Raw genomic sequence first — 25,796 nt, forward strand, 5'->3', positions numbered from 1 at the left:
GAGCGTACGTCAGAAGCAGGTCGATATTGCCAGGATCGGCAGCCCCGTTATGACGGTAGCGCCGAGGCCGATCCACCCGATCGCTATGCCGATGCGCTCCATCTGCGTATCGCGCCGTCGCATCAGCCAAAGCAGCAGGACGACCTGTGAGGCAATCAGCCCCGCCCAGACCGCAAGCAGAACCGCCTTCGTCTGCGTAAGGCCGAATACGGCCGGTTCGGTCCAGCCTCGTGCACAGCCCAGTCCTTGTAGTGCATAAAGCACTGCGAAAGCGATGCTCCACAAGACAAGGCCGGAGATCATGCGGATCAGCGCCGTCATAGCGATGCACTCGACAGCGACAGTATCCAGGCGACAGCCAGTGCGACGGCGGCCCCGTAATCACTCCACACCGCAGCGATGCGCAATTCATGGGGGCGGTCGGAGGTCGTATGCCCGCTCGCGATTCGGCGGGTTATGAATACCTGCGCGAGCAGCCCGACAATTGCCGAGAAGACCGCGTAGCTTGTCAGTGTCCAGCCGACGGCGGCGAACGAATGCTCGCCGGGGCCCGGCAAGTGGCGAATTGCACCGATGAGAAGACCGGCAATGGCCAATGCGAGACCACAAGCAGATATCATGGCGCCATTTCTCGATCGTGCAAAATCGCGCGCCCCGATCCGCGCTGCGACCAGAGCAAGGAGTGAACCTGCTGTCACCAGCGCAGGTTCGAGGAAATATGCGCCGAAGTCGCCGGGCGGAGGCCAGTTGAGGGCAACGACCCAAAGGAAGAAATGGCCGAACACCAGCGAGGCGAACAGCGTTGCGCTCGCCGCGATTGCCAGCACACTGCCCCAGTAGCCCACGCTGCCGCGCACCGCGAAACTGGTGGGTAATCGATCACCATGTCCGGTATCGACAGGCCCGTCGTCCTCGGTTGTTCCAGTCGTCGCAGTCCAGCGCCAGACCATGACCGCCGTACCGAGAATGAAAACCGGCGCCAGCCAATACAGGCTCAACAGCATCGACAGGAAGAAGCCGCCGATGACCAGAGCGGTCTGGAAGGGAACGATGCTCGGCCCGGGCAGGATGGCGACATGCTCCGGCGCGCCAGTAACCATGTCCACGGCAAGCGTCTCTCGGCGGTGGCCGATCGTACGGCCCAGCAACCCCCTGCCGGCAGCGAGGCCCGCGCCCAGCAGGCGATCGCGGGTAAGCGGTTCGCGGCAGTCGACCGTGGGCAGGCTGGCAAAATTATACTGCGGCGGCGGGGTGGGCATCGCCCACTCCAGGGTTTCGGCATTCCACGGGTCACGCCGCGAACGATTGCCGACCCGGCGCTGCAATGCGATGTCGATTGCGAAGAGGCCGAAACCAAAGGCCTGCATGAAACTGCCGACGGAGGATATCAGGTTGAGCCAGGTCCATCCCGCTTCCGCAGGATAGGTGTACATGCGACGCGGCATGCCCAGCAGACCCGTCAGATGCATATGCAGGAACGTCAGATTGAAACCGATGAAGATCAGCCAGAAGGCGGCGATGCCCAATCGCATCACGCGCGTCCGCCCTGTGGCGTGCGGCATCCAGTAGTAAGCCGCTGCCAGCATCGGGAATACGAACCCACCGACAAGCACGTAATGCAGGTGAGCGGTTACGAAGGCAGTATCGTGTGCCTGCTGGTCGAAGGGCACGATCGCAAGCATCACGCCCGTCAGGCCGCCCAGCACGAAGACGATGAAAAAACCGACTATGTAATACATCGGCAGCGTGAATTTCGGTCGCCCTGCCCAGATCGTACCGATCCAGGCGAATATCTGGACGGCAGTCGGTATCGCCACCAGCACCGATGCGGCAGAGAAGAAGCCCAGCGCCATGTGCGGAATGCCGGTGGTGAACATGTGGTGGACCCACAAGCCAAAGCTGAGAAAGGCGAGCGCCATGACCGCGGTCACGATCGCGCCGTACCCGATGAGCGGTGTGCGTGCCATGACCGGAATGATGGTGGACAGCGCACCGGCCGCCGGCAGGAAGATGATATAGACTTCCGGATGGCCGAACAGCCAGAACAGGTGCTGCCACAGGAGCGGCGACCCGCCGAGTTCGGGCTGGAAGAACGGCCAGCCGAACGCGCGTTCGAGTTCCAGCAGGATCGACCCGAGGATCAGCGGCGGAAAGCCGAAGATCATCATTCCAGCCGTTGCCAACAGATACCACGCCATGATCGGCATTCTGGTCAACGACATGTTCGCTGCGCGGAACTTCAGGATAGTCACCACGATTTCGATCGCGGCGCACATGGCCGAAATCTCGACGAAGGTAATGCCCAATAGCCAGACATCCGAATTGACGCCGGGCGTAAACTCCTTGCCCGACAGCGGCGGATAGAGGAACCAGCCCGCATCGGGCGCCACGCCGCCCAGCAGCGCCAGTATCATGATCGAACCGCCGAACAGGTAACACCACCAGCCAAGAGCAGTCAGCCGCGGATAGGCGAGATCGCGCGCGCCAAGAATCTTGGGCAGCAGATAGATGGCAAGCCCTTCCAGCATGGGAATGGCGAACAGGAACATCATGATACTGCCGTGCATCGTGAAGATCTGTCCGTAGACCTCCGGCCCGGCGAAGGCGCTCTCGGGCGTCGCAAGTTGAGCCCGGATAAGCATGGCGAGCACGCCCCCGATCCCAAAGAAAACAGCTGCTGCAATGATGAAGCGCTTGCCCAGATCGGTGTGGCTGACGCTCGTGAGAACGCCGCGCCAGCCCGGCTCGCCTTCCCAGATGCGCGTCAGATCGCGGTGGAGCTGGATTGCTTTCATCGTGCCGCCTCCAGTGCGTCCGCCGTATCGCCAATGTCGTACGCCTGGACCACAAAACGATGATCGGCGTGGCCTATGCCGCAATATTCCGCGCAGATGGCCTCGTAACGCCCCGGCGCTTCGGCTTCGATCCTGAGGCGGTTAACCTGGCCGGGGATCGCATCCATCTTGCCTGCCAGTCGGGGTATCCAGAGGCTGTGGATCACGTCGGTGGCCGTTATGTCGATGTCCACCGGGCGTGCGGCTGGAATGCGCATCACCCCTTCCGAACAGCTTCCATCTTCGTAACAGAATGTCCAACCGTAATTGTAGGCGGTAGCCTCGACCCGCACTGCTGCGGTGCCAGTGGGCAGGCTGCGCTCGCCCACCCAAAGGGCGTAAACGAGCAGAACCGAAAGAACGCCGATTGGCATGGCCAGGCCTAGCCAACCGATCCACACACCCTTTCGATCCGGCTTCTGGCGGTCTGCGATACCGCGCCTGAACAGAGCCATGAACAGAAGGGTAAAGACCAGGGCCGACAACAACAGGGACCCACCAAGCATCCACCACCACAGGTCTGCCACCCGCAAGGCGGACGGTCCGGCAGGATCGATTGTGGACAATGACCCGTTGCAGGCCGCAAGAGGGGCAAGCGCGGACATCGCGCTCGCCGCACGCACCCGATTACGCAGAGGATGAAACCATTGACCGACACGTTGCACGAAGAGGTTGCCGAAAAGGAACTGGTCGAGGGGAACCCCGACGAGCTGGTCGATCCGGTCGAGCAGCAGCCCAATTTTCATCGCCTTGAATCGCGCATCGCTCTGGCCGGTCATCCGATTCATGCGATGCTGGTTGCTTTCCCGATTGCGCTGACTGCCTGCGTTCTTGGTGCGGACATATTCTATTGGTGGACCGGCGACATTTTCTGGGCGCGCGCCGGGTTGTGGGCGGCCGGCATGGCGTTTCTGTTCGGCGTTCTCGCCGGGGTGACCGGCACGATCGAGCTGCTCAGTGTGCCCGGTATCCGCCAGCGCGCCGCCAGCTGGACGCATTTCATCATCGCCGTGATGCTGCTGTCCATTCTGGGAATGAACTGGGGTTTCAGACTGCTCGGGTACGAACAGGCCGTGCTGCCATTTGGCATCATGATCTCCGCCTTCGCCGTCGCCTTCACCGGGTTTACCGGATGGCACGGGGGCAAGCTTGTTTTCGAATATCAAATCGGGGTCTCGTCGACCGGGAGTTCATGACCGAGCGGGTGGTCCAGCCAGGCCGGGGCGAAGCTGTCCAGTGTCGGTTTGCCCAGTACCAGAAACAGGATCGCCACCATCGCAACGACGATCGGCAGGAGCGTGGGCAGCGCACTTCGCGGAACGAAGCTGCCCCTCCTCTCGCTCATCAGGATCACCAGATGCCCGATCCAAGCGTGTAGCGAAACCAGAACGCCGACGACCAGCAGCTTCACGAACATCCACAGGGTGAAGGCGCCAGCCAGGAAAATCAGTGCGGTGCCTGCGGTAATGGCAACGATGGCAGCAGGGGTGACGAAATAGGAATACGCGCGATGGGTCAGCAGACGCAGCTGGGCATAGCTGCCTTGACCCTCCCCGATTTCGTGCTTGCTGAGCATGAGCGGCAGACCCACCAGGCCAGCGCACCATATGATGAGAGCGGCGATGTGGACCGCCTTGACGAGGGATAGGATCATCTCAGGCCGGGTTCCGGACAATGCCGGCGACGGGCATGATGTCGTCCTGACGCAACCACGCCTTACGAGCGATCACGGCTGCGCCGATCGCGAAAGGCGCCATCCCGCCGATCCACATGATGAGCCCGGACAATTGCTGGTCGGCCAACGCCGAAATTCCCCACGATGGCGCAGCGACGATATGGACCAGATAGAACGGTCGCGCCGCAAATGTCAGCAGTGCGCCCAGAAAACCCATCTGCACCATGCCGCCCAGCAGCCCGCCAACTGCACCTACCGCGCCGGCCCGGCGAACCGCATGCCAGAATGCGAAGGACGTCGCGAGGATCGACAGCTGCATCGCCCAGTACACCAGCATGTTGGAGAGCGCAGCATCGTAGAGCGCCGGCACATGCCAGCCCCATAGCACGACGGTCATGACAATCGCTGCAGGGCCAACCGGGATGTGAAGGCCGGACAGCGCACGCACGATACGGTTCGACGCGCCGCTGTCACGGACCGCCATCGCAAAGGCCAGCGAAGCCGCGATCAGAAAAAGATGATGGACCGAGCGGGCCGAAAACAGCGTAACACTCGCAGCACAGAGCGGCGAAACGAAAGCGACCGCAAGCAGCGCGACCCCGGAGGCTGCCAACCGGTTGCGTGCCCGCAACGCCAAGGCCAGCCCGCATGCCAGGACAGCGATCAGTGCCGGGTCGAAATTCCACCGCATGGCGATTTCGTGGAGGCCCGGTGGGCTTCCGCAATAACTGCCGGCAAACATTCGCATCACTCCCGGATAAATGGATCGACCCCGCCGAGGCAGCCTGAAACTGGATAATTCCCTGCGTGTACGAGGGAACATAGCGGTCGGAATTGCGGTTTGGAAACGGTCAATTGCAACAATTTATCCCGGCAAACGGGATGCGGGAGTATCGAATTTGAGCCAGAAACGGATTGCAGTGTTCGGCGCCAGCGGCGCAACCGGTCGCGAAGTTGTCAGACATGCCTTGCGTGCCGGGCTCGAGGTCGTGGCTATCGACCGCTCGCAGCCGGATGAGGAGGACCGCCTCGAAGGTGTGACCTATCGCCAGGCAGACGTGCTCGAAGACGATCTCGCCGACGCAATGGAAGGCTGCGATGCGGTAATTTCGACGCTGGGTGTCGCCTTCTCGCCAAGCAATGCCATGTCCCCTCCCCCGCTCTACACCAAGGGCACCGGCAATATTCTGGACGGCATGCAGCGTGCTGGCATCGACCGGATCGTGGTGATCTCTGCGGCCTTCGTCGCCGATCAGCCCAGCTTGCCGAAGTGGTTCAAACTCACGGTCGTCCCGGCGCTGCACAACATCTTGGAACAGATGAAGGAAATGGAGGCGTCTCTGGAAGAGGCAGCAAATCTCGAATGGACCGCCGTGCGTCCCGCCTGGCTCATCGAAAAGCCGGCCAACGGCGAATTGCTGGTTGATGAAGAACACCTGCCCCAGGAAGCCTTCCGCTGCCGCATAGGAGATCTCGGCGCCTTCATGGTCGATTGCGTGAAGAACGAGAAACACGTGCGCGCCAAACCCGCCGTAGGCGCACCCGAGGACGAAAAGTTTGAAAGCCCCCTCGCCCTGGGCGAAGAATTCGTCGGATTATAGGGAGCCTCGGCGCCCCGCCCACATGTTCGCATAAGACAGGAAAATGGCGGAGCAGGAGGGATTCGAACCCTCGATACGGGGTTACCGTATACACACTTTCCAGGCGTGCGCCTTCGACCACTCGGCCACTGCTCCGCATTCCCCGCCCGGACATGCCAAGCAAGGAAGGCGCGCCTCTAGCGGCGAGGCGATGATTCCGCAAGCCGGGACGGGATGCGTGTTATTGGCATTTGCATAAATGGGAGTAGGATACGGGCTGCGACGGAGCTGCGCGGATCAGGCATACCCTGCGAACTCCGTCTCGAAGCCCCCTCCTGCCCCTACAATGCGCAGGTGGGGGCTTTTGTTTTCCCGCGCACGGTGGCACGCAATGCGCGATGACGAGACCGCTGATTTCCCTCGCCGCGCTGCTTGCGCTTGCTTCCCCCTCCTTCGCGCAGGAAGCAGCGCCTGCGCCGCCCTCGCCTGCGGAGATCGTCGATCAGGCCCCCGCGGACGAATGGGTCGTCATCCCGCCCGAAGATCTGCTGGTGATGACCCTGGCGCCTGCCGCGGACGGATCGGAACGCAAGGTGGTGATCCAGCTCATGCCGGCGCCCTTCAGCCAGGACTGGGTCGCAAACATTCGCACGTTCGCGCGTGCCGGCTGGTTCGACGACATCACCGTCAACCGCGTGCAGGACAATTATGTCGCCCAGTGGGGCGATGCCAATTACGACAATCCCGAAAGCACGGGCGAGGCCAAGGCTCTGCCCGATGGCCTGATCGCGACGGACGAGCGGAACTACACGGCGCCTGGCGAGGCGATCGGCCTGTCCACCCTCCTGGCGGATTCGACCCGCGATCTTGCGCTGAAAACCGGCCATGTGCTTTCGACGAGCGACGAAACGGCCGGCGTGATCATCGCCAACGGCCTCGTCGATTCCTACGCGCAGCTTTCGCTGTTCGATCGCGGGTGGCCGCTGGCATCCAATATCGGCGCCGACGACGAAAGCGAGCCTGCAGCCGTCTGGCCGATCCATTGCTACGGCATGGTGGGCGTCGGACGGAACATGTCCCCGGATGCGGGGACGGGGGCGGAACTCTACACGGTCATCGGGCACGCGCCGCGTCATCTCGACCGCAATATCGCGCTCGTCGGCAGGGTGGTCGAAGGGATGGAGCATCTGTCCAGCCTGCCGCGCGGCAAAGGCCAGCTCGGCTTCTACGAAGACGAAGCGATGCGCACACCGATCCTCACCGTCCGGGTGGCTGCCGATCTTCCCGCATCCGAGCGTCCCTCGTTCGAATATCTCGCGACAGACGGCGCCAGTTTCGCCCGCTATGCCGAAGCGCGCGCCAATCGCCGCGACCCCTTCTTCATCGTGCCGGCGGGCGGCGCGGATGTCTGCAATATTCCGGTGCCGGTCCGGCGCACGGGCAGTCAATGACGCCGCATCGATGGCGCGAGACATGAGCTGATTGGCAAGCGCCCGCCGTCCGATCGGATGCGCGGCCTCGCCCTCCGTCAGACCTTCTGCATCAATTCGATGCGATTGCCGAAGGGGTCGGCGATATCGCCGCGCCGATAGCCTTCCAGATCCTTGCCCGGCTTGTAGCGGATCCCCGCCTTGCCCAGCTTCGCCACCAGGCCAGCCAGATCGTCGACCAGCAATGCCGGATGCGCCCGGCGCGACGGGAGGAAACCTTCCTCCACCCCGCAGTGGATGGCAATGCCGGCGCCTTCGAACCAGCAGCCGCCGTTGACGGCCAGATGTGCGGGCTTTGCCACCTCGGCAAGCCCCATGACATCGACCCAGAAACGCCGTGCATGCGGCTCGCCCCCATGGGGCATGGCCAGTTGCACGTGGTCGATGCCGATGACGGCGGTCATACCCGCTCCGCCTGAGCGATGGAATCGCTGGCGCGCAGGGCACTGAGAATACGGTTGAGGTGGGGTACGTCCTGTACTTCCAGATCGATTTCGTAGGTGGTGAACGGATGGTCGAGCTGGGTCTGGTCGAGGCTCGTCACGTTGACGTGGTTCTGCGCGAAGATACCCGCCATCTCGGCCAGCGTGCCCGGTCGGTCGTACAGCGTCACCCGCAGGCGCCCCGTTGCCCCGCGCGACCGCTTGCCCCACGACAGGTCGAGCCAGTCACTATCGATACCGCTGGCAAGGTGATGGCAGTCGATCGTGTGCACTTCGACGCCTTCATTGGGCTTGCGCAGCCCGACAATCCGATCGCCGGGCACCGGGTGGCAGCATTCCGCCAGCTTGAAGCCGACGCCCGGCGTCAGCCCGCGGATCGACAGGGCCTTGCCGCTCTTCGCCCAGTCGGGCTCGTCCTCCAGCTCGGCCGTGCTTCCCGGAACCAGCGCCTCCATCACCTCGCGATCGGAAATCTTGGCCGATCCGATGGCGTAATAGAGGTCCTCTTCCTCGTCCATTTCCAGTCGCCGCAACGCCTCGCGCTGGGCTTTCTTGCCGATCTTTGCCGGCACCCGCAAAGCGATTTCGTCGAACAGCTTCTTGCCGATTTCTGCCACTTCGGCGCGTTCCTTCAGGCGCACTGCGCGGCGGATGGAAGCACGGGCCTTGCCGGTGACGACAAAGCCCAGCCAGCTCATCTGCGGATCGGCCTGCGCGCTCTTGATGATCTCGACCACGTCGCCATTGTTCAGCTGGGTGCGCAGCGGCATGTGCCGCCCGTTGATCTTGGCGCCCACCGTCTGCGCGCCCAGATCGGTGTGAACGGCGAATGCGAAATCGACCGGCGTCGCCCCCTTGGGCAGCTGGAACAGCGCGCCCTTGGGCGTGAAAGCGAAGATGCGATCCTGATAAATGGCCAGCCGCGTGTGCTCCAGCAGCTCTTCGGGATCGTGGCTCGCATCCACGATCTCGATCAGATCGCGCAGCCAGGCAACCTGCCCGTCGGGGCGATTGCCCTGCTTGTAGGCCCAGTGCGCGGCAAAGCCGAATTCGTTGATCCGGTGCATTTCGCGGGTGCGCAGCTGCACCTCGACCCGCATGGATTTGCCATAGATCAGCGAGGTATGGAGCGAACGATACCCGTTGTTCTTCGGGGTCGAGATATAGTCCTTGAACTTGCCGGGCAGGAACTGCCACGTCGTATGCAGCACACCCAAAGCGCGGTAGCAGTCCGACACTTCCTCGCAGATGATGCGGAAGGCCATGATGTCCGTCACCTGTTCGAAGCTCACATGGCGCTCGGCCATCTTGCGCCAGATCGAATAGGGGTGCTTTTCGCGGCCCGATACTTCGGTGGTTATCCCGGCTTCCGCCAGCGCGTGTTTCATGTCGAGCGCGATGGCATCGACCTGCCCGCCATCCTCGCTGCGGATCTGGTCCAGCCTCTGGGTGATGGTCCGGAAGGCTTCGGGTTCCAGCTGTTCGAACGCGAGCATCTGCATCTCGCGCATGTATTCGTACAGCCCGATCCGCTCTGCCAGCGGGGCATAGATGTCCATCGTCTCGCGCGAGATGCGCTGGCGCTTTTCCGGGTTCTTGATGAAATGCAGCGTGCGCATGTTGTGCAGCCGGTCGCCCAGCTTCACCAGCAGCACGCGGATATCCTCGCTCATGGCCAGCAGGAACTTGCGCAGGTTTTCCGCCGCGCGCTCGTTCTCGGGCATCTGCTCGATCTTGGACAGCTTGGTCACGCCGTCCACCAGCCGCGCGACATCGGTGCCGAAATTCGCCTCGATGTCGTCGATCGTCGCCAGCGTGTCTTCCACCGTGTCGTGCAGCAGCGCGGTAGCGATGGTTTCCTGGTCGAGTTTCAGATCGGTCATCAGCCCGGCGACTTCGACCGGGTGGCTGAAATAGGGATCGCCGCTCGCCCGGGTCTGCGTGCCGTGCTTCTGCACCGTATATACATAGGCACGGTTGAGCATCGCCTCATCGGCGTCGGGGTCGTATTCCTTGACCCGCTCTACGAGTTCGTATTGGCGCAGCATTCTGTTCTGACGATGTGGGCAAACCCTACCGCAATGCAACGCAAAAGTGCCTCGGGTCCGACTAAATACGTTCGCGCAGCGCGGTGAGGAACAGCTCTGGCTCGTCGACCCGGAATGCCACCCGCTCGACCGTCCGTGTTTTACCAAAAAGCCCGCGATGCCGGATCGGCCTTCTCAACCGCAAGATAATGTTCGGATGCGCCAGAATGGCGGCATGTAGAACGTCGCTGCGTTTGGTGTCTTCCATTGAAATGGCCGCATCGACGCCTGCAATCTCGCAATGCGGCACCGCGAAGTCGGTCAGCGTTCCTGCCCGCACACGCACTATGTTTTCGTCCATCAGCACGGGATAAATCCGGAACGCCTTCATCAGTGCAATGGTGAAAAGCAAACCCCAGACGCCCAGCGCAAACAGTATCCATGCTGCCATGGCGCTCCAGTGGCTGACCAGCAGATGCATCACTCCAATCTCGATCAGCTGAAGTACCAGCAAAGTGGCAATCATCGGATTGACTATGCGGTGACAGCTGAAGCTCTGCGTTTTCGCAGGGACATCGGGCTGTGCGCCCCAGCTGAACAGCGCCAGGCGAAGCATGGTGAATTCATACGCTGCCATTCGCACAAGCAATTCGGGCAGCACCTGCTGCGCAGCCTGCGCGATGGACCCGGTCCGCCCAAAGACGCGTATGGCCCGCCACAGGCTCCACCCGGCATAGGTGGCCACGGTCAGAGCCATCGCCAGAACTACGGCGTGCATGTCGAGCAGCGCAGCGCGAACCGGATCGGCAGCGCCCAGGGTCGCGACCAGAAAACCCGTCGCGATTGCGCCCAGCACGGCGCGCAGTTGCGGCCGGTTGCGCGGCGCCTTTGCGATGAGCGCCAACGTTAGGCTGTCGGCGGCAATCCATAGAAAGCACAAGGCGGCAGTGCGCGGATAGCGAGCGGCAATTTCACTGTGAGTGGCCATGCGCGCGGCAAAGATTACCAAGAGCGGCGCAAGAAGCAGAAGTATCGGGCGAAGCCGGTTCGGGAGTGAATACAGCACAGGCCATCTCCTTCATTTGCGTCCTAACCTGCCCCCGCGAACACAACAATTGTCCGCGGCGCAACGACATATGCAAGAAATGGAAGGTGGGTCGGCGGCCCACGGGTGGCCAGCGCGATCATAGCACCCTAATCGGGTCGACGTCTGCGCGAGTATCAGGAGCGACACCATGACCGACACGAGAACCGAAACCGACTCCATCGGACCGATCGATGTGGCGAGCAGCGCCTATTGGGGGGCGCAGACGCAGCGCAGTCTGGAAAACTTCCCTTTCCCCGCTCACCAGCGCATGCCGATCCAGATCGTCCATGCACAGGCCGCGGTGAAACAGGCCGCCGCGCGCATCAATCGCAAGCACGGGCTGGACGGGAAGCTGGCCGACGCCATCGAAGCCGCCGCAACGGCAATCCGCAAGGGCGACTATGACGAAGAGTTCCCGCTGACAATCTTCCAGACCGGCAGCGGCACCCAGACGAACATGAACGTCAACGAGGTGATCGCCGGAATTGCGAACGAACGGCTCGCCGGTACGCGCGGGGGGAAGGAGCCGGTCCATCCCAACGACCACGTCAACAAATCGCAAAGTTCGAACGACAGCTTCCCCACCGCGCTTCATGTAGCAACGGCGCTCGCCACCCGCGATGCGCTGCTGCCCGCGCTCGACCGGCTGACCTCCTCGCTCAATGCCAAGGTCGAAGCCTTCGCAGATATCGTGAAGATCGGGCGCACCCATACGCAGGATGCCACCCCGCTGACCCTGGGGCAGGAATTCTCCGGCTATGTGGCGCAGCTAACAAGCTGCAAGGCACGCATCGAGGGCGCTCTCAATGGCAATATCCGCAAGCTGGCCATTGGCGGAACTGCCGTCGGCACCGGGCTGAATGCGCCCGATGGCTGGGCCGAGGACATGAGCGGCGCGATTAGCGAGATCACCGGCTTCGAATTCGAACCTGCGCCGAACAAGTTCGAACAACTGGCGGCAAAGGATGGGCTCGTCTTTTTCTCCGGCGCGCTCAACACGCTGGCGGTGGCGCTCAACAAGATCGCCAACGACATCCGCTTTCTCGGCTCCGGTCCGCGCTCGGGCCTTGGCGAACTGTCGCTGCCCGCCAACGAGCCGGGCAGTTCGATCATGCCGGGCAAGGTCAATCCGACGCAGTGCGAGATGCTGACCATGGTTGCCGCGCAGGTGATCGGCAACAACCAGGCCGTGACCGTCGGCGGCATGCAGGGGCAGTTCGAACTCAACGTCTTCATGCCGCTGATCGGCTCGAACGTAATCCGCTCCATCGAACTGCTGGCGATCGGGATGGAGAGCTTCGCCGAACGCTGCGTGGACGGGATCGAAGCGAACAGGGACCAGATCGCCGCCCTGGTCGACAGGTCGCTCATGCTGGTCACCGCGCTCGCCCCCGAAATCGGTTACGACAACGCCGCGACGATCGCGAAACACGCGCACAAGAACGGCCAGACCCTCAAGGAAGCCGCGCTCGAACTGGAACTGGTCGATGCGGAAACATTCGACCGCCTGGTCCGTCCAGAGGACATGGTCTGAATTTCTGGACCGGTCACGAACAGACGGAGGGACAGCACAATGGCATCGCTCAACAAAAAGAGGGCATGGCACTTCGCTGTCGATCGCGGCGGCACCTTTACCGATGTCGTTGCCGTAACGCCCGATGGGGCGCTGGTGACCGACAAGCTGCTCTCGGAAAATCCCGGCCATTATGCGGATGCGGCGAGCGAAGCCGTGCGGCGCCTCATGGAGCGGCATGGGAATGGCGCCATCGCGGAACTGCGGATCGGGACAACGGTCGCGACGAATGCGCTGCTCGAACGCAAGGGCGAGCGGCTTGCCCTCGCCATCACCCGCGGCTTCGGGGATGCGCTGCGTATCGGCAACCAGGCACGGCCGGATATCTTCGCGCGGCATATCGTCCTGCCTGAACAGCTGGCCTCGCAGGTGGTGGAAATCGACGAGCGGGTTTCCGCCGATGGCGAGGTACTGACTGCCCTTGACGAGCAAGAGGCGCGTCGGGCTTTCGAAGGGCTGCGTGCCGACGGCGTCGATGCGCTCGCCATCGTGCTGATGCACGGCTGGAAATATCGCGATCACGAGGAACGGCTGGCCGCCATCGCGCGCGACATGGGCTTTGCGCAGATCAGCGTCAGTCACGAGGTTGCGCCGCTCATTCGCCTGATCCCGCGCGGCGACACGACCGTCGTCGATGCCTATCTCTCGCCGGTCCTGCGACGCTATACCGACACGCTTCAGGCCGGTCTGCCGGAAACCGACAGCCTGCGCTTCATGCAATCGAACGGCGGGCTGGCAGAAGTCGGCGCATTTCGCGGGAAGGATGCCATTCTGTCCGGTCCGGCGGGCGGCGTCGTCGGCATGGTCGCTGCGGGCAAGCCACTGGGCCATGACAAGCTCATCGGCTTCGACATGGGCGGGACCAGCACCGATGTCGCGCATTATGCGGGCGAATACGAGCTGACCGGCGATAGCGTGGTGGCCGGCGTGCGCGTCGCCGCCCCGATGATGCAGATCCACACCGTTGCCGCAGGGGGCGGATCGATCTGCCAGTTCGACGGCGGGCGGTTCACGGTCGGCCCGGAAAGCGCGGGCGCGGATCCGGGCCCCGCCTGCTATCGCAAGGGCGGCCCGCTGACAGTGACTGACTGCAACCTGTTTCTTGGCCGAATTGACCCTGCATTCTTCCCGAACGTCTTTGGTTCGGACGGCAATCAAACGCTTGATCCGCATGCATCCCACAACCGTCTGAAGGAAATCGCCGACGCGCTTCCACACCCCAGATCGCTGGAGGAAATCGCGGAAGGCTTCCTCGATATCGCGGTCGACAACATGGCGAATGCGATCCGCAAGATCAGTGTGGCGCGCGGGCACGATGTGACGACCTATGCCCTCGCCTGCTTCGGTGGAGCGGGCGGACAGCATGCCTGCAGGGTCGCCGACGCTCTCGGCATGGAAACCGTTCTCGTCCACCCGCTCGCCGGCATTCTCTCCGCCTACGGTATTGGCTTGGCCCCGGTGAAAGCCATCCGCGAAGTCAGTCTCGTCAGAAAGCTCGGTGAGAGCTTCGCCGCAGAGCTAGCGGACCTCGAGGCTCAGGCGCGCCGGGCCTTGCTGGACCAAGGTATCGAAAACAGCGAGATCGTGCTCGAAAGCCACGCCCGCCTGCGGTTCGAAGGCAGTGACAGCTTGCTGCCGATCGATTGCGGCGATGTCGCTACGATGGGCCGGACGTTCCGCGCCCTCCACCGCCAGCGGTTCGGCTATTCCGATGACCAAGCGCCGATCGTGGTCGAGGCTCTGAGCGTCGAAGCCAGCGGGATGACTGGCGGCCTCGGCAGTGCAGTGGCCCAGCCGGTTGCTGCCAGCGGCAAGCCCTCGGGCACATGGCAGACCATCGAGCGCGCGGCGATGCGCGCAGGCGACGTCGTGCATGGTCCGGTTCTGGTGATCGATCCGGCATCGACGACAGTCGTCGAAGGCGGATGGCAGGCCCGGCTCGCGGAAGAAGGCAGCCTCGTACTCACACGCAGCGAACCGCTTCAGCGCGACCGTGCGGCAGGGACCGAGGTAGACCCGGTCCGGCTCGAAATTTTCAACAATCTCTTCATGGCGATCGCAGAAGAGATGGGCGTCGTTCTCCAGTCGACGGCGACTTCGGTAAACATCAAGGAACGGCTCGATTTCTCCTGCGCCCTGTTCGACGGATCGGGCGAACTGATCGCCAATGCGCCGCACATTCCCGTCCATTTAGGTTCGATGGGCGACAGTATCGCCCGCGTTATCGAAGCGCGGGGCGACGCTCGCGACGGGCGCGGCTTCAGGCGGGGTGACGCCTATGTGCTCAACGATCCGCATCGCGGCGGAACTCACCTTCCCGACATCACCGTGATCGTCCCCGTTTTCTTCGACGACAATGCTTCGGAACCCGGCGCGTTCGTGGCGGCGCGCGGGCATCATTCGGATATTGGCGGGATTGCACCGGGATCGATGCCACCCGAAAGCCGGACTATCGAGGAAGAAGGCGTACTTATCGATAATGCCCTGCTGGTCGATGCCGGGCATTTCCGCGAGGCGGAAATGCGCGAGGTCCTCGCTGCGGCAACGCATCCTGCGCGCAATCCGGATCGCAACATCTCCGATCTGCGCGCGCAGCTTGCCGCATGCACCCGCGGGGAGTCACTGCTTCAGTCAGCCGCGCGCGATCAGGGAGCGGACGTGGTGGCCGCCTATATGAACCACGTTCTCGCCAATGCGGAGGAAAGCGTCAGGCGGCTGCTCGACCGGCTGGACGACGGCACATTCGCCTATCCGATGGACAACGGTGCGGTGGTGAAGGTAGCCATCCGGATCAACCGGGATGAGCGATCGGCGGTCTTCGATTTCACCGGCACCAGTGGACAATTGCCCGATAATTTCAACGCGCCCAAATCCATAACACGCGCAGCGGCACTCTATGTCGTGCGCACGCTGATCGACGATGCCATTCCCATGAACGATGGCTGCCTGCGTCCTGTCGAACTGGTTGTGCCGGAAGGATCGATGCTCAATCCGCGCCCGGGGGCTGCCGTGGTGGCAGGCAATGTCGAGACAAGTCAGGTCGTGACCGACGCGCTCTTCGCAGCGACCGGCAGACTGGCACCGAGCCAGGGCACGATGAACAATTTCACCTTCGGTGACGGCGCCGATCAATATTACGAAACGATCTGCGGCGGATCGGGCGCCGGCGTCGACCATGATGGGACCAGCGCCGTGCAGACCCATATGACCAATTCGCGGCTGACCGATCCGGAAATACTGGAAAGTCGACTATCGGTCCGTCTCGACACCTTCTCCATTCGGCGGGGGTCCGGCGGAAATGGCGAATATCGCGGCGGAGATGGCGTTGAACGCCGGATCACTTTCCTCCACCCGATGCGCGCCAATATGCTGGCGAACCGGCGGGAGATCGCGCCGCGCGGCATCTGCGGCGGCACTGATGCAGCGCCGGGCCGCAATTGGATCGAGCGTGCAGACGGCTCACGAGAAAATCTCGGCGCTACGGGCTCGGGCGACATGCAGCCCGGCGACACATTCGTCATCCTCACCCCCGGCGGCGGAGGCTTCGGCCCTCCCCGCCAGAAGTGAGGATCGCTATCAGACGGCCGCGTCGCGTTTGACCGTGATGACCTGAGGATAGGTGAATTCCTTCAAGCCATCGACGCCATATTCGGCGCCGAAGCCCGACTGCTTGTGCCCGCCGAAGGGAGCGAACGGCGAGAGGTGCATGAATTCATTGATCCAGACCGTACCCGTTTCGAGCTGTTCCGCGATTTCGACACCCTTGTCTGTATCTTTGGTCCAGACTGCACCGGCGAGGCCGTAATCCGAATTGTTCGCGCGTTCGATGACTTCGTCGATCGTGTCGAATTTCAGAAGCGGCATGACGGGGCCAAACTGTTCTTCGGCCACGATCCGCGCATCTTCCGGTGGGTTGTCGAGTATCGTGATCGGCACGTAATATCCGGTGCCGGACGGGTCCTTGTCGCCTCCGGTCAGGAATTTGTAGCCATTGTCCTTCGCATCCTGGATCAGTTCGAGCACGCGCTCATACTGCTTCTTGTTTTGGATCGGGCCAACGCCGGTACCCTGCTGCGAACCATCGCCAACCACAACGGTGTTTGCATAAGCAGCGATCGCCTTGGACAGGTCGTCGTAAATATCCTTGTGAATGTAGACGCGCTTGGCCGCGATGCAGACCTGCCCAGCATTGGAAAAGCTCGACCAGAATAGCTGCTCTGCGACTTTTTCGACATCGGCATCCGGCAGTACGATCGACGCGTCATTACCGCCAAGCTCGAGCGTGATACGCTTCAGGTCGCCGCTCGCGCCTGCCATGATTTTCTTGCCCGTGGCAGTCGACCCGGTGAAGGTAATCTTGTCGATGTCCGGGTGCTCGGTAATCAGCGGGCCCAAGGTATCTTCTCCGGTGATGATGTTCACCGTACCGGCCGGCACCACATCCTTGATCAATTCCGCAATGCGCAGCGTAGTCAGCGGCGTGAACGGCGATGGCTTGAGCACGATCGTGCAGCCTGCGACCAGCGCAGGCACGATCTTCTGGATGGCCATCATGATCGGGAAGTTCCAAGGCACGATCCCACCGACCACGCCCACAGGCACACGGCGGGTACGCGACAGACGCGTATCATCGTCCTGGCTGATCACGTCATCCAATGTCAGCGTCGATTGCGCAGCAGCAAGGCCGGCTGCGCCGTAAATTTCCTGTTGCGCCTGCGTATGGGGCTTGCCCTGCTCGCTGGTCAGCAGGCGATAGAGTTCGTCGGCATTTCCCTTGATCGCTGCCGCGATACCCTGGACCACTTTCTGACGTTCTTCCTGCGGGGTTTTCTTCCATTCCTTGAACGCGCGTCGCGCGGCAGCGACGGCACGGTCCAGTTCATCCTTGCCGCAGGCTGGTACGCGCCCGACCACCTGCTCGTTGGCAGGGTTCAGAACCTCCAGCCACTCGCCATTGTCGACCATTTCGCCGTCGATCAGGTTCTTATAGTCTGTCATCGCTTTTCTCTCCTTGCCGGAATCCAGGAATTTTCTCTCCGCAATATCCTGTCGGGATTCGTTGCATGATGCAACGGGTCTTGCGGCGCGGCCAGAAATTGGAGACAGAAGCACCGGAAAGGAGAGCGATGCAGACCTTCGCAACCGAAGCGGTCGACTGGCCGGACACGGCGACGCGCCTGCGCGACCAGGTCCGTGATCTGGTTGCGCAGCACGGCGAGCGAGATCCTGTTCGCCGGGCAAACAGCTGGACCAAGCCGAACCCCGCCTTCAGCCGCAAATTGGGTGATGCGGGCCTGCTCGGCATGACCTGGCCCAAGGAGTACGGGGGGCACGAGCGCAGCCAGCTTGAACGCTATGTAGTGATCGAAGAACTGCTGGCGGCTGGTGCCCCGGTCGGGGCGCACTGGATCGCGGACCGGCAGAGCGGGCCGCTGCTGCTGCGTCTCGGCAACGACAGATTGAAGCGGCGCTGGGTACCCGCGATTGCCCGCGGCGAGGCATTTGCCTGCATCGGCCTTAGCGAACCGGGCTCGGGTTCGGACCTTGCCTCGGTCCGCACGTCGGCACGCCGTGACGGCGACGAGTGGATCATCAACGGCCAGAAGGTGTGGACCACCGGCGCACATATCAGCCATTTCATGATTGCCCTTGTCCGCAGCGAAGCAGGCAGCGAGCGACAGGCCGGATTGTCGCAATTCGTCATTCCGATTGATGCGCCGGGCGTCACGGTTAAACCGATCATAGACCTGACGGGTGCGCATGAATTCAACGAGGTGTTTTTCGAGGATGTCGGCTTGCCAGCCGATGCACTTTTGGGGGTCGAAGGCGAGGGCTGGAAGCAGGCCACTGCCGAGCTCTCGCTCGAACGGTCGGGGCCGGAGCGATACCTGTCGTCCATGGTGCTCTTTCTGGAACTGGTGCGATATGCTGGAACGCGGACAGATCCTGCGCTCCAGCAACTGGTCGGCCGCCTTGCCGCAGAAGCGTGGACCTTGCGATTGATGAGCGCATCGGTCGCGGCCAAGCTTGCACGAGGCGAGGACCCGGCGCTGGAAGCGACCATCGTCAAGGATCTTGGCAATTCGTACGAGCAGGCGATCCCACAACTGGTCCAGGCTGCTATCGATTTCGGCGACGCAGATGCCGAGGTGCTACGAGCCGTCTGCTTCTACCTGCTGCAGGTAAGCCCGAGCTTCTCGCTGCGTGGCGGCACGCGGGAGATCATCCGGGGAATTATCGCACGCGGATTGGGCCTCAGATGAGTGACACGCGCCGCATGCTGGCTGAAATGGTCGATCCTCTTTTCGCAGAAATGGGCTCGGCAGCCATTGTCGAGCGTGACATTGCGCGGCTGGAAGAGCTCGGGCTGCCAAACCTTCTGGTTCCAGAAGCGAAGGGCGGCTTCGGCGGCAGCTGGCTCGATGCGCTGACAGTCTTTCGCCTGGCCGGCTATCACGCCCTTGGCATCGACCTGCCGAAGCTCATCGTGAAGCGGGCAGCAGTAGCAGACACTGAGTTGGCAATGGCTTTTGCCCGCGCCTGTCAGATTGCGGGCGCTCTGGACGCGGCGCTGGCCTTGTCGATCGCCTATGCCAATGAGCGCCAGCAATTCGGCAGGCCGCTCGGAAAATTCCAGGCCGTACAGCAGTCTCTCGCGAGCTTTGCCTGCGAAGCGGCAGCGGCCAATTGCGCTGCGATGGGTGCGGCACAGGCGCTCGATCGCGGTAACGCCGAATTCGAAGTCGCCGCTGCCAAGCTCCGCGCGAACCGGGCGGTCGAAATGGGCACCAGTGTTGCTCATCAGGTTCACGGCGCAATCGGCTTCACGGAAGAATACGCGTTAGCCCCCCTGACCCGGCGGTTGTGGCAATGGCGTTCCGAGTACGGCAACGATGCCTATTGGAGCGCTCGGCTCGGCAGTAAGGTAATCGCGCAAGGGGCAGAGCGGTTCTGGCCGAAACTTTCCGCGCGAACCGACCATACCTAGCCGCGCTGTGCAATCCTAGCGCAGCAAATCGCCGGCACTATGCCAGCGCAAGCACCCCCGTAAGAATGTTGCGCACTAGGTCGACCTGCCCCCGAGCGCCCGTCTTCGCATAGATTTTCTTTGAATAGTATCGGGCGGTTTCAACGGTAAGGGCGTGCGCTTCTGCCGCTTCGACAATTGATAATCCTTGCGCCAGCGACCAGGCAAGGCGCGCTTCTGCAGGCGTCAGATCGAACAGATCGACTAATTGCTCATGGCGGTCGGCGGAGGATGAGCGGTCACCGCGCAGGTAGACAACCGCGACCGCCTTGTCCTTTCCCGCCAGCAAATTGATGCGCGTGGGCGCAACAAGAATATCGATCCATGGGTCCTTGCTGATGTTGATCGCTTGAGGGCGATGTCGGCGGTCGGCCGCCATCGCCTTGGCAAGTGCTGTCAGTTCACGATCCACATGGGGCGAAGATGGCACGAGGCGATCATAGGGACCCCGCCTGAGTGCGCCCGATCGGCGCAGGAAGCTGTCTGCCTGACTGTCCAGATCGACTATCCGGCAACGCTCGTCCAATGCAATCCAGCCAAAGTTCATACGCCGGAACGCCTCCTCGCTCACGGATGCACGGCTACGTTCGCGCTCGATCGTTTCGAGGACCCTCAGGGCCACACGTAAATGCGGGACCAGAGCCGTCAGCAGGCTGGCGATCTTTGCCGTTGGCGGCGCTTGCGCCAGAACCGCCAGCGTTAGAACGATGCCGGCCCCTTCCACGCGCACTGCGCGCAGGCCAGCATCATCATAGCCGATCTCCTCACCTGAATAGACGCGCCCGTTGCGCATTTCCTCCGCCACGAACCCGATCAATTCGCCGTCATGTAGGGCCACGCCGTCTGTATCGCCCGTACCGGTCAGCCACATGGCCACGCCCTCGGCCTCGCAGACCCGGCGCATCAGTCGCAGGAAGGTTAGCCACATGGGCTGCTCGAATACGCCCGAATGGAGCGGGATGAGCAATTCCGTCTCGCCAAGATTAGGGATGCGCATGCAACCATTTCTATCACCTCCCATTTGGGAGGTCCATTGGCTATGCAGCTTCCTATTTCTCACCTGAGAAACGCGGAGCCGATCCATGACCGACGCCAAATCCCTGACCCATCTCCAACGGCTCGAAGCCGAGAGCATTCATATCATGCGCGAAGTCGTCGCAGAGGCGGAAAAGCCCGTGATGCTTTATTCGATCGGCAAGGACAGTGCCGTCATGCTGCACCTTGCGAAGAAAGCATTCTATCCATCGCCCCCGCCCTTTCCGCTCATGCATGTCGACACGACGTGGAAGTTCAAGGACATGTATGCGCTGCGGGAAAAGGCTGCCGAAGAAGCGGGGATGGAACTGATCGTACATCAGAACCCAGACGCCGCGGCGCGAGGGATAAACCCTTTCGATCATGGCCCGCTACATACCGATATGTGGAAGACGGAAGGGTTGAAGCAAGCGCTCGATAAATACGGTTTCGACGCGGCATTCGGCGGCGCCCGACGCGACGAAGAGAAGAGCCGCGCCAAGGAGCGCATTTTCTCGTTCCGCACTGCCACGCACGGCTGGGACCCGAAAAACCAGCGGCCCGAGCTTTGGAACCTCTACAACGCACGCAAGAAAAAGGGCGAGAGCATCCGCATCTTCCCGCTTTCCAACTGGACCGAGCTCGACATCTGGCAATACATCATGGCCGAAGATATCGAGATCGTGCCGCTCTATTTCAGCGCGAAGCGGCCAACGTACGAACATGATGGCGGGCTGTTCATGGCCGACGACATCGAAAGATTGGAGCGGGTGATCGGACACCGTCCGGAGATAATAGAACGTTCGATCCGCTTCCGCACCCTTGGATGCTTCCCCCTTACCGGGGCCGTGGAAAGCGAAGCTGCGACACTGCAGGAAGTGGTGCAGGAGATGTTACTGACGACCACCAGCGAACGGCAGGGGCGCGTGATCGACAAGGACGCAGGGGATGCGTCAATGGAGAAGAAAAAGCAGGAGGGTTACTTCTGATGACCGATCCGATTTATCAGACCGATGCTCTGATCGCCGAAGATATCGAAGCCTATCTGGAGCAGCATCAGAACAAATCGATGCTGCGCTTCATCACTTGCGGCAGCGTAGATGACGGTAAATCCACCTTGATCGGTCGCCTGCTGTACGATTCCAAGGTGATCTTCGAAGACCAACTCGCCGCTCTGGAAAACGACAGCCGGCGGGTCGGGACCCAGGGTCAGGATATCGACTTTGCGCTGCTGGTCGACGGGCTCGCTGCCGAGCGCGAACAAGGCATTACGATCGATGTCGCCTATCGCTTTTTCGCGACGGAGAAACGCAAGTTCATCGTCGCAGATTGCCCGGGTCACGAGCAATACACGCGCAACATGGTCACCGGCGCATCGACAGCCGATTGTGCCGTCATTCTTATCGACGCGCGCAAGGGCGTGCTGGTCCAGACCCGTCGCCACAGCTTCTTGTGCCACCAGCTTGGCATCAGGAACCTCGTGTTGGCAGTGAATAAGATGGATTTGATCGATTACGATGAGACCAGGTTCAACGCCATCGTTTCCGATTACGCAAAGTTTGCAGAAAGTATCGGCATCGAAAGCTTCACCGCCGTTCCGATATCGGGCCTCGCGGGCGACAATATCACCTCGCGGTCGGACAACACGGATTGGTATGGCGGTCCGGTTCTCATCGACCTTCTGGAAACGATGCAGATCAGCAATACTGCCAGCCAGGAGATGCCCTTCCGCATGCCCGTCCAATGGGTAAATCGTCCCAATCTCGACTTTCGCGGCTTCTCGGGACTGATCGCTAGCGGCACCGTGAAGCCGGGCGACGAATTACGTTCTCTCCCTTCGGGCAAGACCAGCACGGTAAAATCGGTGGTCACCATGGACGGGGAACTCGACGAAGCGGTTGCGGGCCAATCCATCACGATCACTCTGGAGGAAGAGATCGATTGTTCGCGCGGCGATGTGCTTGCCACTGCCGACGACCCTCCCGAAGTCGCTGACCAGTTCGAAACCACCATAGTTTGGATGGACGACGAGCCGCTCGTCGTCGGCCGCGGCTACTGGCTCAAACTGGGCACGCAGATGGTCAGCGTAACAATCGCCGAACCTAAATACGAAATCGATGTCAATACGATGGAACATCTCGCATCGCAGACGCTGAATCTGAATCAGATCGGAGTCTGCGAGATTACGACCGACAGGCGCATCGTCTTCGATCCCTATACAGAAAATCGCGCGCTGGGCGGCTTCATCCTGATCGACAAGATCACCAACCACACCGTGGGCGCAGGGATGCTGCATTTCAGCCTGCGCCGCAGCCAGAACGTCCATTGGCAGCCTACCGATATTACACGCGACCACCACGCTTCCATGAAAAACCAGACGCCGCGGGTGCTCTGGTTCACCGGGCTGTCGGGTTCGGGAAAATCGACTATCGCGAACGAAGTCGAGAAGAAGCTGGCCCTCATGAACCGGCATACCTTCCTGCTCGATGGCGACAATGTTCGCCACGGGCTGAACAAGGATCTCGGCTTTACCGAAAGCGACCGGATCGAGAATATCCGCCGGATAGGCGAAGTTGCGAAACTCATGACCGATGCCGGCCTGATCGTGCTGACAGCCTTCATCAGCCCTTTTCGCGCCGACCGGCAGTTGGTGCGGGACATGATCGATGGAGGCGAATTCATCGAGATACACGTCGATACGCCGCTGGAAATTGCCGAGGCGCGCGATGTGAAGGGGCTTTACAAGAAGGCGCGCGAGGGGAAGCTGAAGAACTTCACCGGTATCGACAGCCCTTACGAACCACCGGAAAGTCCGGAAATTCGCGTCAACACGGTGGAGATGACACCCGAAGAGGCGGCGGACCATATCATCGCGAAGATCTTGCCATTGAAGTAGGCGCGCCGACGGATGTAAAGGATGCATGCTCGCACCAGATGGTCGTGGGCTGGCCGTCCGCGCCATTTCGGTAACCTGAGAAATCGATGCAAATCAGCGAACGTACTTACCAGATCGCACTAGTCGAAGATGACGGCGCTCTGCGTACTTTGCTGACCCGCTATCTCCGACAGAGCGGTTTTCCCGTTCGCGGGTATGCAACCGCTGCAGAATTTCGGGCATCTGCCGACCAATTCGACCTGGTCATTCTCGATGTCATGCTCCCTGCCACCAGCGGTCTCGACCTGTGCCGATGGTTGCGCGAAAGGAGTAAGGTTCCGATCATCTTCATCAGTGCACGGTCGAGCCATACCGACCGGATCGTGGGGCTGGAACTTGGTGCGGACGACTATCTGATCAAGCCGGTCGACCCAGGCGAACTGGTTGCGCGAATCCGATCCGTATTGCGCCGTTCGGAAGAAGCCGGACAGCGTGACATGGCAGACTATGCATCGATCGTTCGGTTCGAAGGCTGGCAAATGGACCGTCGCCGGCGCGAGCTGTTTGCCCCGGAAGGTTCACGCGTATCCATTTCGGAAGCGGAATTCGACCTCCTCAACGTGTTCATCGACATGCCACAGCGCGTTATTGGCCGGGACACTCTGCTCGAGCATTCCAGAAGCCGCTTGCCGGGCCGCGACCACAGCGATCGCAGCGTAGACGTGCTTGTCAGCCGTCTGCGGCGCAAGCTCGGGTCTGTCGATGGCGGGCGCGACTTGATCCGCACCGTGCGCGGCGTGGGATACGTCTTTACTGCGTCAGTAGAGGCTTGATGGCACGACACAGTCTCTGGCCCAAGGGTCTGACCGGAAGGGTAATCCTCGTTCTGGTGCTGGCCGTGCTGTTCCAGTTTCTTGCCGGCAGCGTGCTAATTCGCACCGGAGAGATGCACATACAGCGGCAGGATCTAGGGCGACGGGTTGCCGAACAGGTGCTGATCGCGGAACGTATCATTACTGCCGCCGATCGATCGGACCGCAGTCGCCTGCTCGAAAGCCTGTCTACAATCCATACGAAACTGGAACTCGTCGAAGGCAGCCCGGACATCGGTCCGGGCATAGATGCGGAAGCCAGGGAAATTGCGAATGCAATTTTCGAGTTCGAGCCAGCCCTGACCAATTACGAATTACGCCTCTCTCTCGAGACAGGTTCATTCCTCAACCTTGAGCGACAAGTCATTGGCGCTATCGAGATAGACGAAGACACATGGATTGGCTTCACCACGCAGGAAAGGGTCGCCGACTGGCGGCTCCTGCTGGAAACCTCGATCCGGGTTGGACTGATAGCCGTACTGATCCTTGGATCCGCCGCCGTGCTTGTCCGTACGCTGAGCGCGCCCCTTCGCCGGCTGTCGGAAAATGCGCAGTTGATCGGAACGTCCGGGCGGATCTTTTTCGATGATACCACCGGTCCGGAAGAACTGCGCGAGGTTTCGCGGGCTCTGAACGCAATGCAGGAACGGCTGGAAGGCGTGATCGATCAGCGAACGCAAGCGCTGCTTGCGGTCGGCCATGATCTGCGCACGCCGCTGGCCCGGTTACGTCTGCGAGTGGATGGAATCGAAGATAGGACGGATCGAAGCGCGGCACGTGAGGACATCGATCAGATGACGCGCATGCTGCAAGAGCTCATAGAGTTCTTCGAGACTGGCGAGAGTCAGTTGGATCGCGAACCGACAGAACTGTCCAGTCTGTGCCAGATGATCGCGGAGGCCTTCGACGACTTGGGAGGGGATGTTCGTTTCAAAGGTCCTGACCGCCTGGTAATCGACGCCGTGCACGATCATCTGGCAAGGGCCATTGAGAATCTGGTCGATAACGCCATCAAATATGGCGGCGACGCGACGATCATGCTCGCCACCGATCCAGACTGGGCCATTGTGTCGGTAGAAGATAACGGCCCCGGCATCCCTGCATCGCAATTCGCTCGGGTGATGCACCCATTTGAGCGATCCGACGCAGCGCGCTCTGGCAGGCATCCCGGGATGGGCCTTGGGCTGAGCATCGCTCGCAACGTCGCGGAGGCCCATGGCGGCCGTCTCGAACTCGCGAACCGCACCGGCGGAGGGCTTCGGGCGACGCTGAAGTTCCCCAAAAAATAGCACCTGCAAC

21 protein-coding genes and 1 tRNA gene are annotated in these 25,796 nt (G+C 61.5%); 11 read left to right on the forward strand and 11 right to left on the reverse strand.

Annotated features, from left to right (window positions below; translation table 11 throughout):
- Positions 1 to 9 precede the first annotated feature (9 nt).
- From AC13F2_RS10805 to AC13F2_RS10815, 3 genes are read right to left on the reverse strand one after another with little or no spacing between them, the layout of a single operon-like run.
- On the reverse strand, positions 10 to 321 hold the full coding sequence (locus AC13F2_RS10805; protein ID WP_482599247.1) for a hypothetical protein: 312 nt from the start codon (positions 319 to 321) through the stop codon (positions 10 to 12).
- On the reverse strand, positions 318 to 2,795 hold the full coding sequence (gene ctaD / locus AC13F2_RS10810; RefSeq protein ID WP_482964621.1) for a cytochrome c oxidase subunit I: 2,478 nt from the start codon (positions 2,793 to 2,795) through the stop codon (positions 318 to 320). Before ctaD ends, AC13F2_RS10805 begins: the two co-directional genes overlap by 4 nt.
- Positions 2,792 to 3,439 (reverse strand): cytochrome c oxidase subunit II, encoded by a 648-nt coding sequence (locus tag AC13F2_RS10815; protein WP_482964622.1) that lies wholly within the window; start codon positions 3,437 to 3,439, stop codon positions 2,792 to 2,794. Before AC13F2_RS10815 ends, ctaD begins: the two co-directional genes overlap by 4 nt.
- A 42-nt stretch (positions 3,440 to 3,481) precedes the next feature.
- On the opposite strand from AC13F2_RS10815, the gene AC13F2_RS10820 reads away from it, so the two are divergent.
- Positions 3,482 to 4,030 (forward strand): DUF2231 domain-containing protein, encoded by a 549-nt coding sequence (locus AC13F2_RS10820; RefSeq protein ID WP_234003226.1) that lies wholly within the window; start codon positions 3,482 to 3,484, stop codon positions 4,028 to 4,030.
- On the opposite strand, the gene AC13F2_RS10825 is transcribed toward AC13F2_RS10820, so the two are convergent.
- Both AC13F2_RS10825 and AC13F2_RS10830 read right to left on the reverse strand, forming a co-directional pair.
- Positions 3,997 to 4,488 carry a CopD family protein gene (locus AC13F2_RS10825; protein ID WP_103024449.1) on the reverse strand — a complete coding sequence of 164 codons (492 nt, stop codon included), beginning with the start codon at positions 4,486 to 4,488 and terminating at the stop codon, positions 3,997 to 3,999. The two genes, AC13F2_RS10820 and AC13F2_RS10825, sit on opposite strands and share 34 nt — an antisense overlap.
- Before the next feature lies 1 nt (position 4,489).
- Positions 4,490 to 5,251 (reverse strand): cytochrome c oxidase assembly protein, encoded by a 762-nt coding sequence (locus tag AC13F2_RS10830; RefSeq protein WP_482964623.1) that lies wholly within the window; start codon positions 5,249 to 5,251, stop codon positions 4,490 to 4,492.
- Between the two features lie 157 nt (positions 5,252 to 5,408).
- Here AC13F2_RS10830 and AC13F2_RS10835 point away from each other — a divergent pair, with 157 nt between their 5' ends.
- Positions 5,409 to 6,110, forward strand: coding sequence for an NAD(P)-dependent oxidoreductase (locus AC13F2_RS10835; RefSeq protein ID WP_248284442.1), 702 nt, complete (start codon positions 5,409 to 5,411; stop codon positions 6,108 to 6,110).
- Positions 6,111 to 6,154: 44 nt separating this feature from the next.
- Here the strand turns inward: AC13F2_RS10835 and AC13F2_RS10840 are convergent.
- Positions 6,155 to 6,245, reverse strand: a tRNA-Ser gene (locus tag AC13F2_RS10840).
- 242 nt (positions 6,246 to 6,487) lie between these two features.
- On the opposite strand from AC13F2_RS10840, the gene AC13F2_RS10845 reads away from it, so the two are divergent.
- Positions 6,488 to 7,540, forward strand: coding sequence for a peptidylprolyl isomerase (locus tag AC13F2_RS10845; protein ID WP_482964624.1), 1,053 nt, complete (start codon positions 6,488 to 6,490; stop codon positions 7,538 to 7,540).
- Between the two features lie 77 nt (positions 7,541 to 7,617).
- Here the strand turns inward: AC13F2_RS10845 and AC13F2_RS10850 are convergent, their stop codons facing one another.
- The 3 genes from AC13F2_RS10850 to AC13F2_RS10860 form a co-directional block, all read right to left on the reverse strand.
- Positions 7,618 to 7,983, reverse strand: a complete 366-nt coding sequence (locus tag AC13F2_RS10850; protein WP_196847603.1) for a VOC family protein — start codon at positions 7,981 to 7,983, stop codon at positions 7,618 to 7,620.
- A complete protein-coding gene (locus tag AC13F2_RS10855) occupies positions 7,980 to 10,070 on the reverse strand; it encodes a RelA/SpoT family protein (RefSeq protein WP_103025131.1) in 2,091 nt (696 codons plus the stop codon). The genes AC13F2_RS10850 and AC13F2_RS10855 overlap by 4 nt, the downstream gene beginning before the upstream one ends.
- 61 nt (positions 10,071 to 10,131) lie before the next feature.
- Entirely contained in the window at positions 10,132 to 11,115 is a 984-nt protein-coding gene (locus AC13F2_RS10860) for a hypothetical protein (RefSeq protein ID WP_482964625.1), read from the reverse strand.
- 169 nt (positions 11,116 to 11,284) lie between these two features.
- Here AC13F2_RS10860 and fumC point away from each other — a divergent pair, with 169 nt between their 5' ends.
- Entirely contained in the window at positions 11,285 to 12,670 is a 1,386-nt protein-coding gene (fumC, locus tag AC13F2_RS10865) for a class II fumarate hydratase (protein WP_482964626.1), read from the forward strand.
- A 39-nt stretch (positions 12,671 to 12,709) separates the two neighbouring features.
- On the forward strand, positions 12,710 to 16,276 hold the full coding sequence (locus AC13F2_RS10870; protein WP_482964627.1) for a hydantoinase B/oxoprolinase family protein: 3,567 nt from the start codon (positions 12,710 to 12,712) through the stop codon (positions 16,274 to 16,276).
- A gap of 9 nt (positions 16,277 to 16,285) precedes the next feature.
- Here the strand turns inward: AC13F2_RS10870 and AC13F2_RS10875 are convergent, their stop codons facing one another.
- Positions 16,286 to 17,707 carry an aldehyde dehydrogenase family protein gene (locus AC13F2_RS10875; RefSeq protein ID WP_103025127.1) on the reverse strand — a complete coding sequence of 474 codons (1,422 nt, stop codon included), beginning with the start codon at positions 17,705 to 17,707 and terminating at the stop codon, positions 16,286 to 16,288.
- A gap of 128 nt (positions 17,708 to 17,835) precedes the next feature.
- Here AC13F2_RS10875 and AC13F2_RS10880 point away from each other — a divergent pair, with 128 nt between their 5' ends.
- Both AC13F2_RS10880 and AC13F2_RS10885 read left to right on the forward strand, forming a co-directional pair.
- Positions 17,836 to 18,972: an acyl-CoA dehydrogenase family protein gene (locus AC13F2_RS10880; RefSeq protein WP_482964628.1), complete on the forward strand. Its 1,137-nt coding sequence runs from the start codon at positions 17,836 to 17,838 to the stop codon at positions 18,970 to 18,972.
- Positions 18,969 to 19,697, forward strand: coding sequence for an acyl-CoA dehydrogenase family protein (locus AC13F2_RS10885; protein ID WP_482964629.1), 729 nt, complete (start codon positions 18,969 to 18,971; stop codon positions 19,695 to 19,697). Before AC13F2_RS10880 ends, AC13F2_RS10885 begins: the two co-directional genes overlap by 4 nt.
- Positions 19,698 to 19,734: 37 nt before the next feature.
- Here the strand turns inward: AC13F2_RS10885 and AC13F2_RS10890 are convergent, their stop codons facing one another.
- A complete protein-coding gene (locus tag AC13F2_RS10890) occupies positions 19,735 to 20,733 on the reverse strand; it encodes a helix-turn-helix transcriptional regulator (RefSeq protein WP_482964630.1) in 999 nt (332 codons plus the stop codon).
- Between the two features lie 85 nt (positions 20,734 to 20,818).
- Here AC13F2_RS10890 and cysD point away from each other — a divergent pair, with 85 nt between their 5' ends.
- The 4 genes from cysD (at position 20,819) to AC13F2_RS10910 (ending at position 25,786) form a co-directional block, all read left to right on the forward strand.
- Entirely contained in the window at positions 20,819 to 21,739 is a 921-nt protein-coding gene (gene cysD, locus AC13F2_RS10895; RefSeq protein WP_482964631.1) for a sulfate adenylyltransferase subunit CysD, read from the forward strand.
- Positions 21,739 to 23,646 carry a sulfate adenylyltransferase subunit CysN gene (gene cysN / locus AC13F2_RS10900; RefSeq protein ID WP_482964632.1) on the forward strand — a complete coding sequence of 636 codons (1,908 nt, stop codon included), beginning with the start codon at positions 21,739 to 21,741 and terminating at the stop codon, positions 23,644 to 23,646. Before cysD ends, cysN begins: the two co-directional genes overlap by 1 nt.
- Before the next feature lie 86 nt (positions 23,647 to 23,732).
- Positions 23,733 to 24,458 carry a response regulator transcription factor gene (locus AC13F2_RS10905; RefSeq protein WP_482964633.1) on the forward strand — a complete coding sequence of 242 codons (726 nt, stop codon included), beginning with the start codon at positions 23,733 to 23,735 and terminating at the stop codon, positions 24,456 to 24,458.
- Complete coding sequence (locus tag AC13F2_RS10910) at positions 24,458 to 25,786, forward strand: sensor histidine kinase (protein ID WP_482964634.1); 1,329 nt, start codon at positions 24,458 to 24,460, stop codon at positions 25,784 to 25,786. The genes AC13F2_RS10905 and AC13F2_RS10910 overlap by 1 nt, the downstream gene beginning before the upstream one ends.
- Positions 25,787 to 25,796 lie beyond the last annotated feature (10 nt).

The sequence above is a fragment of the Qipengyuania sp. L-5Y genome (assembly GCF_056859455.1).

Bases quoted from the DNA above. Each gene is read 5' to 3' on its own strand.
- AC13F2_RS10805 (WP_482599247.1), bottom strand. From the start codon at position 321: ATGACGGCGCTGATCCGCATGATCTCCGGCCTTGTCTTGTGGAGCATC.
- ctaD (WP_482964621.1), bottom strand. From the start codon at position 2,795: ATGAAAGCAATCCAGCTCCACCGCGATCTGACGCGCATCTGGGAAGGC.
- AC13F2_RS10815 (WP_482964622.1), bottom strand. From the start codon at position 3,439: ATGTCCGCGCTTGCCCCTCTTGCGGCCTGCAACGGGTCATTGTCCACA.
- AC13F2_RS10825 (WP_103024449.1), bottom strand. From the start codon at position 4,488: ATGATCCTATCCCTCGTCAAGGCGGTCCACATCGCCGCTCTCATCATA.
- AC13F2_RS10830 (WP_482964623.1), bottom strand. From the start codon at position 5,251: ATGTTTGCCGGCAGTTATTGCGGAAGCCCACCGGGCCTCCACGAAATC.
- AC13F2_RS10845 (WP_482964624.1), top strand. From the start codon at position 6,488: ATGACGAGACCGCTGATTTCCCTCGCCGCGCTGCTTGCGCTTGCTTCC.
- AC13F2_RS10850 (WP_196847603.1), bottom strand. From the start codon at position 7,983: ATGACCGCCGTCATCGGCATCGACCACGTGCAACTGGCCATGCCCCAT.
- AC13F2_RS10855 (WP_103025131.1), bottom strand. From the start codon at position 10,070: ATGCTGCGCCAATACGAACTCGTAGAGCGGGTCAAGGAATACGACCCC.
- fumC (WP_482964626.1), top strand. From the start codon at position 11,285: ATGACCGACACGAGAACCGAAACCGACTCCATCGGACCGATCGATGTG.
- AC13F2_RS10870 (WP_482964627.1), top strand. From the start codon at position 12,710: ATGGCATCGCTCAACAAAAAGAGGGCATGGCACTTCGCTGTCGATCGC.
- AC13F2_RS10875 (WP_103025127.1), bottom strand. From the start codon at position 17,707: ATGACAGACTATAAGAACCTGATCGACGGCGAAATGGTCGACAATGGC.
- AC13F2_RS10880 (WP_482964628.1), top strand. From the start codon at position 17,836: ATGCAGACCTTCGCAACCGAAGCGGTCGACTGGCCGGACACGGCGACG.
- AC13F2_RS10885 (WP_482964629.1), top strand. From the start codon at position 18,969: ATGAGTGACACGCGCCGCATGCTGGCTGAAATGGTCGATCCTCTTTTC.
- AC13F2_RS10890 (WP_482964630.1), bottom strand. From the start codon at position 20,733: ATGCGCATCCCTAATCTTGGCGAGACGGAATTGCTCATCCCGCTCCAT.
- cysD (WP_482964631.1), top strand. From the start codon at position 20,819: ATGACCGACGCCAAATCCCTGACCCATCTCCAACGGCTCGAAGCCGAG.
- cysN (WP_482964632.1), top strand. From the start codon at position 21,739: ATGACCGATCCGATTTATCAGACCGATGCTCTGATCGCCGAAGATATC.
- AC13F2_RS10905 (WP_482964633.1), top strand. From the start codon at position 23,733: ATGCAAATCAGCGAACGTACTTACCAGATCGCACTAGTCGAAGATGAC.
- AC13F2_RS10910 (WP_482964634.1), top strand. From the start codon at position 24,458: ATGGCACGACACAGTCTCTGGCCCAAGGGTCTGACCGGAAGGGTAATC.